Annotated in this window: 15 protein-coding genes and 1 pseudogene; 6 read left to right on the forward strand and 10 right to left on the reverse strand. The window is 62.1% G+C overall.

What is annotated here, in order from left to right; all coding sequences use genetic code 11:
• Window positions 1–99: 99 nt before the first annotated feature.
• The 10 genes from QMG56_RS16760 to QMG56_RS16805 are packed head-to-tail and all read right to left on the reverse strand — an operon-like array spanning window position 100 to window position 6,848.
• Complete coding sequence (locus tag QMG56_RS16760) at window positions 100–945, reverse strand: F0F1 ATP synthase subunit gamma (RefSeq protein ID WP_281823481.1); 846 nt, start codon at window positions 943–945, stop codon at window positions 100–102.
• Complete coding sequence (locus QMG56_RS16765; RefSeq protein WP_281823483.1) at window positions 942–2,474, reverse strand: F0F1 ATP synthase subunit alpha; 1,533 nt, start codon at window positions 2,472–2,474, stop codon at window positions 942–944. Before QMG56_RS16765 ends, QMG56_RS16760 begins: the two co-directional genes overlap by 4 nt.
• Window positions 2,471–3,202, reverse strand: coding sequence for a F0F1 ATP synthase subunit delta (locus QMG56_RS16770; protein WP_281823485.1), 732 nt, complete (start codon window positions 3,200–3,202; stop codon window positions 2,471–2,473). The genes QMG56_RS16765 and QMG56_RS16770 overlap by 4 nt, the downstream gene beginning before the upstream one ends.
• 4 nt (window positions 3,203–3,206) lie before the next feature.
• A complete protein-coding gene (locus QMG56_RS16775) occupies window positions 3,207–3,452 on the reverse strand; it encodes a F0F1 ATP synthase subunit C (protein WP_281823486.1) in 246 nt (81 codons plus the stop codon).
• 17 nt (window positions 3,453–3,469) lie between these two features.
• Complete coding sequence (locus QMG56_RS16780; protein WP_281823488.1) at window positions 3,470–4,144, reverse strand: F0F1 ATP synthase subunit A; 675 nt, start codon at window positions 4,142–4,144, stop codon at window positions 3,470–3,472.
• Window positions 4,141–4,413 carry an ATP synthase subunit I gene (locus QMG56_RS16785; RefSeq protein WP_281823490.1) on the reverse strand — a complete coding sequence of 91 codons (273 nt, stop codon included), beginning with the start codon at window positions 4,411–4,413 and terminating at the stop codon, window positions 4,141–4,143. Before QMG56_RS16785 ends, QMG56_RS16780 begins: the two co-directional genes overlap by 4 nt.
• Window positions 4,410–4,703 carry an AtpZ/AtpI family protein gene (locus tag QMG56_RS16790; RefSeq protein ID WP_281823492.1) on the reverse strand — a complete coding sequence of 98 codons (294 nt, stop codon included), beginning with the start codon at window positions 4,701–4,703 and terminating at the stop codon, window positions 4,410–4,412. Before QMG56_RS16790 ends, QMG56_RS16785 begins: the two co-directional genes overlap by 4 nt.
• Window positions 4,700–5,110, reverse strand: coding sequence for a F0F1 ATP synthase subunit epsilon (locus QMG56_RS16795; protein WP_281823494.1), 411 nt, complete (start codon window positions 5,108–5,110; stop codon window positions 4,700–4,702). The genes QMG56_RS16790 and QMG56_RS16795 overlap by 4 nt, the downstream gene beginning before the upstream one ends.
• Complete coding sequence (atpD, locus tag QMG56_RS16800) at window positions 5,107–6,546, reverse strand: F0F1 ATP synthase subunit beta (protein WP_281823495.1); 1,440 nt, start codon at window positions 6,544–6,546, stop codon at window positions 5,107–5,109. Before atpD ends, QMG56_RS16795 begins: the two co-directional genes overlap by 4 nt.
• Window positions 6,543–6,848, reverse strand: coding sequence for a hypothetical protein (locus tag QMG56_RS16805; protein ID WP_281823497.1), 306 nt, complete (start codon window positions 6,846–6,848; stop codon window positions 6,543–6,545). Before QMG56_RS16805 ends, atpD begins: the two co-directional genes overlap by 4 nt.
• A gap of 207 nt (window positions 6,849–7,055) precedes the next feature.
• Here QMG56_RS16805 and QMG56_RS16810 point away from each other — a divergent pair.
• The 6 genes and pseudogenes from QMG56_RS16810 to QMG56_RS16835 all read left to right on the forward strand — a co-directional run.
• Window positions 7,056–7,163: pseudogene (locus QMG56_RS16810) on the forward strand (IS5/IS1182 family transposase); the annotation flags it as partial.
• Between the two features lie 252 nt (window positions 7,164–7,415).
• On the forward strand, window positions 7,416–8,201 hold the full coding sequence (locus tag QMG56_RS16815; protein ID WP_281823499.1) for a PRC-barrel domain-containing protein: 786 nt from the start codon (window positions 7,416–7,418) through the stop codon (window positions 8,199–8,201).
• A gap of 183 nt (window positions 8,202–8,384) precedes the next feature.
• Window positions 8,385–8,843 carry an RpiB/LacA/LacB family sugar-phosphate isomerase gene (locus QMG56_RS16820; RefSeq protein ID WP_281823502.1) on the forward strand — a complete coding sequence of 153 codons (459 nt, stop codon included), beginning with the start codon at window positions 8,385–8,387 and terminating at the stop codon, window positions 8,841–8,843.
• 55 nt (window positions 8,844–8,898) lie between these two features.
• Window positions 8,899–9,933 (forward strand): phosphogluconate dehydrogenase (NAD(+)-dependent, decarboxylating), encoded by a 1,035-nt coding sequence (gene gnd, locus QMG56_RS16825; RefSeq protein WP_281823504.1) that lies wholly within the window; start codon window positions 8,899–8,901, stop codon window positions 9,931–9,933.
• A gap of 23 nt (window positions 9,934–9,956) precedes the next feature.
• On the forward strand, window positions 9,957–11,321 hold the full coding sequence (gene zwf / locus QMG56_RS16830; protein ID WP_281823587.1) for a glucose-6-phosphate dehydrogenase: 1,365 nt from the start codon (window positions 9,957–9,959) through the stop codon (window positions 11,319–11,321).
• 174 nt (window positions 11,322–11,495) lie between these two features.
• Window positions 11,496–12,731, forward strand: coding sequence for an acetate/propionate family kinase (locus QMG56_RS16835; RefSeq protein WP_281823506.1), 1,236 nt, complete (start codon window positions 11,496–11,498; stop codon window positions 12,729–12,731).
• Window positions 12,732–12,733: the final 2 nt, after the last annotated feature.

Raw genomic sequence — 12,733 nt, forward strand, 5'->3', positions numbered from 1 at the left:
CTGTCACCGTCGCGGCCTAGCTGGGGATGATGACAGGATATTTCGGGGTGGCCCGCAGGAAAGTGCCCACGGCGCCGATCCACGCTGTATGCCCCGATCTCATGATCGGCTGGCCGCTGCTCCGGCTGCCAGCTCGATCACTTCGGCGGTGATTTCCTCCTGCCGCACCATCCGCTCCTTAGCGCGCAGATCGGCAAGCTGGCGCGCGATCTGATCTCGCGCCGCTGCCATCGCTTCCATTCGCGCTTGATTCTCGGCTGCGAACGCATGGAGAGCGGCGTGACAGAGCTGAGCGTGGAGATAATCGGCAGTCAGGCCTGCGAGCAGATCGGCGGGCGCCAAATTGTGCAGCGGCGGGTAGGCCTGCACCGAATTCAAAAATCCGGTTAGATCAAGCGGAAGCAGCCTGAGCCGCTGGATCCCGGCGGCGTGTCCTGGTTCCCACTGGCTGAAGACGACGTCCAGCTTGACGATTTCACCCTTTGCTATTCGGGCGTAAAGCGCTTCGCTGATCTGATCCGCCAGTTTGGGAATCCCGGCCGAATGCGACGGCATGGCACCCCGCCATCCGGGCTCAATCCGCCGCTCGGCAAGCACCGATGCGCCGCGGGTCCCGATGAGAAATAGCATGGACGTGGCGAGATCGTCGCCGAGCGATGCAAGCACACGTTCGCTGAACGCGCCAGCAAACCCCTGTTCCGCAGTGAACACGATCAAGGCTGGTGGATCCTGTTCCGCCGCATCTCGCCGAGGCGGTGACGACATGAGCGCAAGCGCGCGGCCGATCGCGGTGGCGATCGTCGCGGCGTAGCTGTCTACCGCTTCGACCTGCGCTCGCGCCTGCTGCGCGCGCGCGGCGGCGATGCCGCGCATCGCGTTGACCACCGCACCGAGCTGCTCAACGCCCTCGATCCGTGCCCCGATGTCTGCGAGGCGAAGCGTCATGGCGTCGGCGCCGGCTCGGCCCGTGCGGGCGTCAAGCCCTTCGCATAAGCCGCAAGCGCGCCGACGAGCGCCTGCTTGCCAACCTCGTCAAGCGTGCCGTGGTCCTGGATTGCAGCCACGGCATCTGCTGCGTCGCGATCGATGACCTCGGCCAGGCCCTTGCGAAAAGCGGAGATCACCTTGAGCGGCAGCGCATCGAGCAGTCCGCCCTGCACCGCGAGCACGAGCGCGACCTCGTCGGCGAGCCTGAGCGGCGCGTGCTGCGTCTGGTCGAGGATCGCGCGGATCCGGCCGCCTCGCGTCAATTGCTGGCGCACGCGCGTATCGGGCATCCCCCCGAATCGGGTGAAGCTTTCGAGTTCGAGGAACTGGGCATAGTCGAGCCGCAGTGTCTGCGCAGCCTCGCGCAGCGCGTGCGCCTGAGTTTTGCCGCCAACCCGGCTGACACTGGTGCCCACATCCACCGCCGGCTTCTGGCCCTGGTAGAACAGCTTGGCGTCGAGCACGATCTGGCCATCTGTGATCGAGATCAGGTTGGTCGGGATATAGGCGCTCAGGTTTCCGGCGTCGGTTTCGGCGATCGGCAACGCTGTCAGCGAGCCGCCGCCCTTGTCCTTCGACAGCTTCGACGCACGCTCGAGCAGTCGCGCGTGGACGTAGAACACATCGCCGGGATAGGCCTCGCGGCCCGGCGACTGGCGCGTCAGCAGCGCGATCTCTCGGTGAGTGGCGGCGTGCTTGGTAAGGTCGTCGATCACGATCAGCGCATGGCCGCCCGTATCGCGGAAATATTCCGCCATCGTCATCCCGGCGAACGGCGCGATCCATTGCAGCCCCGGCGAACTCGCCGCGCCGGCGACGACGATGATGCACCGCTCGGGCGCAGCGCTGCCCTGGATCGCATCGATCGCGCGCCGCACGCTCGAACTCTTCTGGCCGACCGCGACATAGACCGAGACGATGTCGCTGTTCTTCTGGTTGATGATTGTATCGATCGCAATCGTGGTCTTGCCGATCGCGCGGTCGCCGATGATGAGCTCGCGCTGTCCCCGGCCAAGCGCGAACAGCGCGTCGATGACCACAAGCCCGGTCTGGACGGGATCGATCACTAAGTCGCGGTCGATGATCGAGGGCGCGGGTCGCTCGATCGGCATGCGCGTGTCGCTCTCGATCGGCCCCTTGCCGTCGAGCGGGCGGCCCAGTGGATCGACGACGCGGCCCAGCATCCCAGGCCCGACGGGAACGCGCACGACATCCCCTGTTCCGCGGACGCTGTCGCCAGCCTCGACGCCATCGACGTCGTCGAGCAATACGCAACCAACCCGGTCTTCTTCGAGCACCTGCGCAAAGCCGAGTTGGCCCTTTTCGAAACGGAGCAATTCGTCGAGCCTGACATTGGGCATTCCCGAGACCAGTGCGATGCCATCGCCGACTTCCTCGACCCGGCCGATCTGCTCGGCACGGGCCGCGAGCACCGCGGTTCCAACCTTGGTGCGTGCGTCTTTCAGCCAGGTTTCGGGCGCGCTCATGCTGCGAGGTCAGCCTGGATCGCGGCAAGATCGGCCCGCCAGCTGCTGCGCACGATCAGATGTTCGCCATGCAGCTCGAAGCCGGCGATCAGAGTGCGATCGGTCCGAAACGTGATGTGCGGGTCGCCGCCGAACGCCTCGGCGACCGCTTGGCCGCAGTTCTTCCGCTCGGCCGCAGCGAGCTTCACCGCACTAACGACTTCGAGTTTCATGCCCTTCGCTCCGGCAGCCTTGCGAGCCTGCTCGGGGAGTTCGCGGATTTCGCCCAGTAGCCATTCCAGAAAGCGTGCTTGCACCACCGCACCGTCCAGCCGTGCGGCGAGACGTCCGGCGATGTCTATCGCGAGCTGAGCCGATCGCTCGGCCCAGGCCCCCTCCTGCGCCTTCTTGTCCTTGGCGATTGCCGCCTTGGCCCCGGCCTCCAGTGAATTCGCATCGATCTTGGTTTGGGCCAGACTTGCCGCGCTTGCCGCCTCGGCATCCTTGCGAGCGTCGGCGAGGATCGCTTCGCGTTCCCTGGCGAACCCGGCGCGTGTCTTCTCGACCTCGGCCAGCGCCGCGTCGGCCTTGGCGCGGGTCGCCTCGGCATCGTCAGTCAACTTCTGCGCCGAGGCACGGCGCGCCTCTATCATGCCTGCCACCGGCTTCCAGAAGAAATGCCCGAGCAGCCAGATCAGGATTGCGACGTTGACGGCCTGGAAGCCGAGCGTCCACCAGTCGATCGTCATAGCGTCATGCCAGCAGCGGATTGGCGAACAGCAGCAGCAGCGCGATCACCAGACAATAGATTGCGGTCGTCTCGATCATCGCCAGCCCGACGAACAAGGTGCGCGAGATGGTGCTCGCGGCTTCGGGCTGCCGCGCGATCGCGTCCATCGCCGCGGCAACGGCCCGGCCTTCAGCGAGCGCCGGTCCGATCGCGCCGAACGAGACCGCGAATGCGGCGGATAGGATGCTGCAAAGGGCCAACCAATTCATGGTGCCTTCCTTTTCTGTCAGGGTTTTGGGGACTTTCGGTCGGCGATGCCGCTGCTGATGAAGACCATCGCCAGCACCGCGAATATGTAAGCTTGAACCGCCCCGGTCAGCAGATCGAGCGCCATCAGCGGGATAGGCACAAGCAGCCCGGCCAGCGACAGGACGATGCCGATCACGAACACACCGCTCATGACATTTCCGAACAGGCGCACGAACATCGAAAAGGCGCGCGTCACGCTTTCAACGAGGTTGAGTGGGATCATCAGCGGATTGGGCGAGGCGAAGGTCGCGAGATAGCCGCCTATCCCGCCCGAACGAATCCCGAACCAGATCACCGCGAGGAATACGAGAAGTGCCAGCGCCGCGTCAGTCTCGAGCCGCGCGGTGGGCGGCGCGACGCCGGGGATCAACGTCGACCAGTTGGCGACGAAGATGAAGGCGAACAGCGTGCCGATAAAAGCGCGATATGGCTCAGGTTCGGCTTGCATCGTATCGCGGATTTCGCTGTCGATCGTGTCGACGATCAGTTCGAAAAGCGCCTGCAGCCCTGATGGTTCTGGCTTTAGCATCCGCGAAACGAGGATGGCGCCCGCGATCAGGACGGCCATGATCACCCAGGTCGTCACCACAGCCTGAGAAATTGGCGCCGGGCCGATGTGGAACAGAGTTATGCTGGCGAGCGGCGAGATCATGGCGTCGCCTCGCGCAGTCGCCGCATCACGCCGAACCGGCCAAGTACGACGCCCAGCGCCATCGCCAGCAAGGGCCCCGCACCCTGCAAACTCGCCAGCGCCAGCAATCCGCCGAGCACAGCCAGCCGCAACAACGACAGCGCGATCGTCGTGGTCACGCGGCCGCCATCCGCGAACTGCCGCGCGCTCCAACAGATGCCGACAAAGTATACGACACCCAGGGAAATGCCCGCGACGAACCAGGCGGCGAGGCCAAGCAACAGCATCATCCGCTCCTGATCCATCGCCAGGCCGACCAGCAGCCGAGGCCAGTGCCGAGCATCAGCAGCGGCGCGGTCCAGAAGATGCCCGTATGATATGTCCGGTCGAGCCAGCGCCCGGCAAAGATGCCTGCCAGCATCGGGATCACCGTGATCCAGCCGAGCACACCGATCTGCGCCAGCCGGCGCGCCACCGAATCCTCGCCGTCGCGCAGCCAGCGCTTCTGGCGCTCCCCGCGCAGGCGGATGCTAGCGATCAGCGGGTCCTGCTCTTCGAGCGGCGGTTCCGGCGTGCTCATGCGAAGTTCCCGCTGCCGCTCATTCCGAGCTGGCTCACGATCCGGCGGATGGCATTGAGTTGCAGCCGCATGCTCTCGATACGCTCGCTGCGTTCCTGATCGATGTCGGCGCGAAAGCGTTCGAGCACAGTGCTATCGAGCGTCGCGAGGTCGTCGCCCACGATCGCCTCACGCGTCGCGACCGCAACGTCCTTGCCGCTGGTGATCGAGAGCAGGCCGCGCCGCACCGCGCAGAAGCGCCGCGAGCCATCGCTCTGCTTCCACCCGACCACAGAAATCGCGAGGCTGGTCAGGAAATCGGCATGACCGGGCAATATGCCGAAGCTGCCGCTGTCATCCTCGGCGCGTACCGCAAGCGCGTCTTCGTCCACGATAACCGAGAGCGGGGTGATGATGCGCAACCTCATGGCTTGGCGTCCTTCCCCTGGGACGCCTTGCTGGATTCTGCTTCCTTGGCACGCGCCTGGGCGAGCGTGCCGACCATGTAGAGCGAGCTTTCGGCCCAATCGTCGGCCTCGCCATCGAGGATTGCCTTGCACCCGGCGAGCGTGTCGGCTCGGCTGACGCTCTCTCCAGGGGTGCCGGTGAACGCTTCGGTGACGACAAAGGGCTGGCTGAGGAAGCGCTGCAGCCGGCGGGCGCGCTTGACGATCAGCCGGTCGGCGGTGCCGAGCTCTTCGACGCCGAGCAGAGCAATAATGTCGCGCAACTCCTCAAACCGCGCCAGTGCCTCGCGGGCACGCTCGGCCAGCGCATAATGTTCCTGGCCCACCACCAGCGGATCGAGCAGCACCGAAGATGAAGCCAGCGGATCGATCGCCGGGTAAAAGGCCTCGGCCGCCAGCTTACGCGAAAGCATGATTATACTGTCCATATGGCTGGAGATCGCGGTGACCGCTGGATCGGTGAAGTCGTCGGCGGGAACATAGACCGCCTGGATCGCAGTCACCGCTGCGCCCGGCACCGAGGCGATCCGCTCCTCAAGCAACGCGACTTCTGTCGCCAGTGTCGACTGATAGCCGACGCGGGAGGGCAACCGCCCCAGCAGGCTCGACAATTCGCTACCTGCCTGGACGAAGCGAAATACGTTATCCATCAGCAGCAATACGTTCTGGTGTTTCTGATCGCGGAAATATTCCGCGATCGTCAGGGCGGTGAGCGGCACACGCCAACGCGCGCCAGGCGGCTCGTTCATCTGGCCATAGACCAGCACGGTGCGTTCAAGCACGCCCGAAGCCTGCATATCGGTAAGCAGCTCATGCCCTTCGCGCGACCGCTCGCCGATACCAGCGAACACTGAGATGCCTTGGTATTTCTCAACCATCGCGTGGATGAGCTCCATCACGAGGACAGTCTTGCCAACGCCTGCACCGCCGAACATCGCGGCCTTGCCGCCCTGGGCCAGAGGGGCGAGCAGGTCGATCACCTTGATCCCTGTCTCGAAGATCACAGTCGCCGATTTCTCGTCCTCAAGCGCAGGCGGAGCATTATGAATACTGCGGCGGGGCGTATCCTTGGGCAGCGCCGGACCATTGTCGCGCACCGTTCCCACCACATCGAGCAGCCGTCCGAGCACTGCGTCACCGACCGGCACGGAAACAGGCGCGCCAGTCGCCCGTACGCTGGTTTCCCGCGCAAGGCCCATCGTCGCCTGCAGCGCGATGCCGCGCACCGTCTGCGGATCAACATGGCTGTGAACCTCGAGAACGAGTGGCTCGGGCCGGTCCCAATCGACGATCAGCGCGGTGTCGATGGCGGGCAGCGCCGTACTGTCGAACCGCACATCGACGACGGCGCCACGCACCGCGATCACAGTGCCGATAGAGGCGTGCGCATCGATCATCCACAGCCGCCAATTCGCGCAAAAATGATTACGTGCGTGTGCCGCGCGATCATTGGTTCCTCATCGGCAGCATAGACAAGAACACTGACAGTCCTGTCGGCAGTGCTGATCCGGGGTGTACTTGCGACATTTGCTCCGGCGACGCGGCGGCCCAGATGCGCGACGATGTCCAGAACTGTTCCGGCTGCGTCGCACATGGAGAGGAGCAACGCGATCTTTGCGTCATCGATACATTGGCGCAGGATCGGCGCTAGTACGAAATCGAACAGCGCGAACTTGAGGCTCGAAGACCCGGCATTCACCGTAAGGATCGATCCGGCAATGACTACCTCCTGACGACAAAGCGCAGATGCCCGGAACGCGCTGACCGGGAAGGGTTTTTCATATAAGGGGGAAAGCCTACGTTGTGGGAGACTCGGAAACTACCCATTGGGCCGTCGGATCAGAGCGCGAGAAATTTTCGAAGGCGCACTACATCTTCAAGATACTCCTCAACCTTCTCGAAGAACGGCTATGCCGCCAGCCTGCCTGTCCGTAAGCGGATCGAGCAAGAGTTCGGCTGGTATTTCACCTTCGCCGCCGCCGCCTACAATCTCTTCGGCTTACCCAAACTGCTCGGGGCTACACGCCTTCAATCACAGCAACCATTCATGGTGAGCACTGCTTTGGCGAGTTGGTTCTGGGTAGATTCCGACCCTACACCGGCCATCGACGCCACCTTATCTTGGCCTTGTTAAAGCTGACCCGGTTGGTTCGGCTGACACTCGCCACTGGTCGTCGTTGCCCGCAATTTCGGTGACTTCGACTTCTTGTGATGGTCGAGCCAGCATCGGGCCGGAATGTCCGTAGAACCGCAAAAGGAATCTGCAATGTTGTGGAACGCATCGGCGATCAACGGCTACAGCATCTCGGGAAGCGACGGACATATCGGGTCGATCAGCGACTTCCTGTTCGACGACGCAACCTGGCACGTGCGCTGGCTGGTCGTCGAAACAGGCGGCTGGCTATCCGGCCGCAAAGTCCTCCTGCCATCCACGGCCTTGGCGCATCTCGATCAGGTGCACGAAGAATGCTCGGTGAAACTGACAATGCAACAGATCAAAGACAGTCCGGATGTCGATACCGAGCGACCAGTGTCGAGGCAGATGGAGGCCAGCATATACGGTTACTACGGCTACAGCCCATACTGGGATTATGGCTATTTGGGCGGCATCGGCTTCCTGGGCGGTTCCGCGTACGCGGGTGAGTTGGCCGGTTCGGTACCGGACTTGCCAGGTTCGCGGAGCAAAACGGAAACCGTCAATGCCGCCCACAGCCATGACGACGTTCATCTGCGCAGCGTCAAAGCAGTTACTCACTACGATATTCATGCAAGCGACGGCCTGATCGGCCATGTCGAGGACTTTCTTGTCCAGGATGTCGATTGGAGCATCGGTTACCTTGTCGTTGACACGAAGAACTGGTGGCCCGGCAAGAAGGTTCTAATCTCTCCACGCTCCGTGAAAGAAATTGACTGGAGCAGCCGACTGGTGAGTCTCGACGCTGATCGCCACACTGTCAAAGGCGCTCCGGCATACGATGCCTCCATAACGGTAGGTCAAGCTGATGAAGATGCGCTGTTGAACTATTACGGGATTGAACCGGCTAATGCCTGATCCCTCACGCCGCGCTTTCTCGATCACGATCTCGTTCGACCCCTTCGGGATTTCATCGACCGAAATCGAAAATATCCGGAACGGTGCTCGGCTGCGAGCAGCGTGCGCCAAGTCATGATTACAGCACGAACGGCCCTCGGGCCGAGGTAAGCCTATCGATCGCGGAGCAACAAGGACAGCGTGATGCGTATCGGAATCGCAGCCGACCATGGCGGGTTTGCGCTGAAAGAGGAGGTGGCAGAATCTCTGCGCAGTTTCGGACACGAGGTCGTGGATTTCGGCGCGCATCACCTTGATGCCAGTGACGATTACCCCGACTTCATCATTCCGATGGCCCTCGCCATCGCCGCGAATAAGGTCGAGCGCGGCATTGCGCTATGCGGCAGCGGGGTCGGAGCCTCGATAGCGGCGAGCAAGGTTCCCGGTGTGCGCGCAGCCCTCATTCATGATGTCTTTTCGGCCCATCAGGGCGTCGAAGATGATGACATGAATGTGTTTTGCCTGGGCGGGAAGGTCATTGGATCCGCGCTCGCTCTCGAGCTGATCGGGACGTTTCTGGCCGCTCATTTCACGGGCGCTCCGCGCCATCAACGCCGCCTGATCAAAGTGCGGGCACTCGAGATCGACAAGAATGGATCATGAGCGCTTCGCTCGCGACTACCGGTGACGAGGTACTCCTCAACCAGGGAATGACGACATGGAACTAGGTATGATCGGACTTGGGCGCATGGGGACCAACATGGTCCGGCGCCTTCAGCAAGCAGGCCATCAATGCGTGGTGTACGACCTGGACCCGAAAGCGGTGGACGCGCTGGTACAGGAAGGCGCGACGGGATCGACATCGCTCGAGGACTTTGCTCACCAACTGAAAATGCCGCGCGCAATCTGGATGATGGTGCCGGCAGCGGCGGTCGACCAGACATTGGCGAGCCTCGTCCCGTTCCTCGAGTCTGATGACGTGGTCGTCGATGGCGGCAACACTTATTATCGTGACGATATCCGCCGCGCCGCCGCGCTCAAAACAAAGAGCATTCACTACGTGGACGTCGGCACGAGCGGCGGAATCTGGGGTTCTGATCGCGGTTATTGTCTGATGATTGGCGGGGACGAAGGTGTTGTGCGAAGCCTCGATCCAGTTTTCGCCGCTCTGGCTCCGAGCATCGATGCGGCACCCCGGACACCCGGTCGCGAAATCGGATCGGGCACCGCCGAACATGGCTATCTCCACTGTGGCGCGACCGGCGCTGGTCATTTCGTCAAGATGGTCCACAATGGTATCGAATACGGTATCATGGCCTCATATGCGGAGGGACTGAGCATCCTTCGCCACGCTGACATCGGCACGCGCACCAGAAACGTCGATGCCGAAACCACACCGCTGCGCGATCCCGAAAACTACCGTTACGACTTCAACCTTGCCGACATCTCCGAGGTATGGCGCCGAGGCAGCGTCATAGCCTCGTGGCTGCTCGATCTGAGCGCAGCAGCCCTTCTCGACAGTCCGGATCTAGCGAGATTTACCGGCCGAGTGTCGGATTCGGGCGAAGGTCGCTGGACGATTGCTGCAGCCATCGACGAGGCGGTTCCCGCTCCGGTCCTCAGCGCCGCCCTCTACCAACGCTTCAGTTCCAGAGGCGAGGATGATTTCGCGGACAAGATCCTGTCTGCGCTTCGTTACCAATTCGGCGGACATGAGGAAAAGGCCGGCGGCGAGACGGCGGCGGTCGCGTGAACGATTTTCCATCCGATGCACTGGTGGTCTTCGGCGCAACGGGCGACCTTGCGCATAAGATGATCTTTCCGGCGCTCTATGCCATGGCGAAGCGCGGCAATCTCACGGTACCAATCGTCGGCGTCGCCCTGCCGAAATGGAGTATGGCCGATCTGCACGAACGGGTCGTTGATAGCCTATCTCTCTCCGGCGAGATCGATGATCGGTCGGCTCTGGACCGCTTAATGTCTCAGCTCAGCTATGTGAGCGGAGACTATAAGGATCCTGGCACGTTCGTGGCTGTAAAGAGTGCGTTGGGCACGGCGCATCGTCCCACCCACTATCTCGCGATTCCACCGTCGCTCTTCGAGACGGTCATCGAAGGGCTGGGAGCGTCGAATCTGGCCGACGGCGCTCGCGTCATCGTCGAGAAACCGTTCGGACGTGATCTCGCCTCAGCCCGAAAGCTCAATCGTGCGGCGCTGGCGGTATTTCCAGAGGACGCAATCTTTCGGATCGACCACTTCCTGGGGAAGGAAGCGATCATGAATATTCTGTATTTTCGATTTGCAAATTCATTTTTGGAACCGATCTGGAATCGCGACCACGTAGCCAGCGTCCAGGTAACGCTGGCGGAGGACTTCGGTGTCGCAGACCGCGGCGGCTTCTACGAGACCGCCGGCTGCCTGCGCGACGTCATCCAGAACCACCTCTTCCAGATCGTTGCGTTGCTCGCAATGGAGGAGCCGGCCGGGAGGGATTTTGGCGCCGTCCATGACGAACAGACCAAAGTCTTTGAGGGTATGCGTCCGCTGGCACCAGACGATGTCGTGCGCGGCCAGTACGCCGGTTACCGGCAGGAGCCGGACGTCGACGAAGAGTCCGATGTCGAGACCTTCTGTGCAGTGCGTCTGTTCCTCGACTCTTGGCGGTGGGAAGGCGTGCCGTGGTATTTGCGCTCCGGGAAATACCTGGCCGCGACGGCGACCGAAGTCGTCGTCGAACTGAAGGCGCCGCCACACAGACTGTTCGCCGATGCCGCGACGCTGGCCGAGCCGAACTATCTGCGTTTTCGCATCTCACCCAATTCCGCGATCGCGCTCGCTGCGCGCGTAAAGCGCGCCGGCAAGGATTTTATCGGCGACCAACGAGAACTCTATCTGTTCGACGAGCAGCCGGGTGAGGAATCGCCCTATGAACGCCTGTTGGGCGACGCCATGGCCGGTGACGGCGCGCTCTTCGCGCGGGAGGATGCAGTCGAGGCCGCATGGGCTGCAGTCGCTCCTGTGCTGGAGACGCATGATCGAGTTCAACCCTACCCTCGCGGAAGCTGGGGACCCAAAGAGGCCGACGCGATTTTGGAAGCCGGCATCGGCTGGCACAATCCCTCGTCCAAGCCGCGATCATGATGTTCTCGGGTAGGGCTCTTGGCGGATCTCTATCTGATTGTGCGGCAATAAGTTGGCACAACCGTTGGCCGGGCATTTTGAGTAGTTTCCGACCCTACCTCCCCAACGGTTTCGCCCTAGGCTCATGATGCCTATCACCCACGTATCGCAGTTGCGAAGTTCAGTCGAACCGGAGTGAACAAGCCCACGAACGGAGACATCGAGGAAGACCGCGAATTGTACTCTTTTCTGACTATAAATGGCGGCTCTTCGAGCATTCGGTTTGCGCTGTATGGCGCGGACAGACCGCTACGGCGGCGATTGCATGGAAAAGTGGATCGTATCGGTCAAAGCGGTACCAACTTGACCTTCACCGATACTACCGGGGGACAGAGCGATGCTCGCACCATCGAACTCGGTGATCAGGGATCGGCGGTGGCGCTTCTCGCAGACTGGCTCGACGCGCAGCCGGCATTCGCTTCACTTAAAGCCGTGGGACACCGGGTGGTGCATGGCATGACCCATAACAAACCGGAACGGATCACGCCGGAGCTCCTCGATGAACTGCACCGCATCACGCCCTATGATCCTGACCATTTGCCGCTCGAGATCGAATTGATCGAGGCGTTTCGGCAACGCCACCCGGCAGTGCCGCAGGTGGCCTGCTTTGACACCGCCTTTCACCGCACCATGCCAAGGGTCGCAACCCTTCTGCCGATCCCGCGACGCTACGAGGCGGCGGGCGTTCGCCGCTATGGTTTCCACGGTTTGTCTTACAAATTCCTCATGGAGGAGCTTGAACGGCTCGGCGATCCTGCGGCGACAGGCGGCAGCGTGATCCTTGCCCATCTGGGCAACGGCGCGAGCCTGGCCGCCGTGCGCGATGGCAAAAGTATCGACACCAGCATGGGCTTCACTCCCACGTCTGGATTGATGATGGGCAGTCGCTCTGGCGACCTGGATCCGGGACTGGTGTCCTACCTAGCGCGTACCGAGAAAATGGATGCGCCGCAATTTCAGGACATGGTGAACCGCGCCTCCGGGCTGCTTGGCGTTTCGGAGCTCAGCTCCGACCTGCGCGATTTGCTAGCACAGGAAGCCGATGATGTTCGTGCGGCCGAAGCAGTGGCGATGTTTTGTTACCAGGCGAAAAAGTGGATCGGTTCTTTTGCTGCTGCGCTTGGCGGGCTCGACACGCTCGTCTTTGCCGGCGGCATTGGCGAAAACGCGCCGGTCATCCGGCAGCGGATTTGCGAAGGCCTCGGCTTTCTCGGCATTGAAATAGACCACTCAAGCAATGCGAAGAATGCGCCGCTGATTTCGCCGGGCTCCGGTCGCGTCACGGTCAGAATCATTCACACCGACGAGGAGTTGATGATCGCAAAGTCGGTCGTTCGCCTGCTCGATCTTACCTCACTTCAGGAAGCCTAGAT

The sequence above is a fragment of the Sphingobium sp. BS19 genome (assembly GCF_027925545.1).
GTDB lineage: Bacteria > Pseudomonadota > Alphaproteobacteria > Sphingomonadales > Sphingomonadaceae > Sphingobium.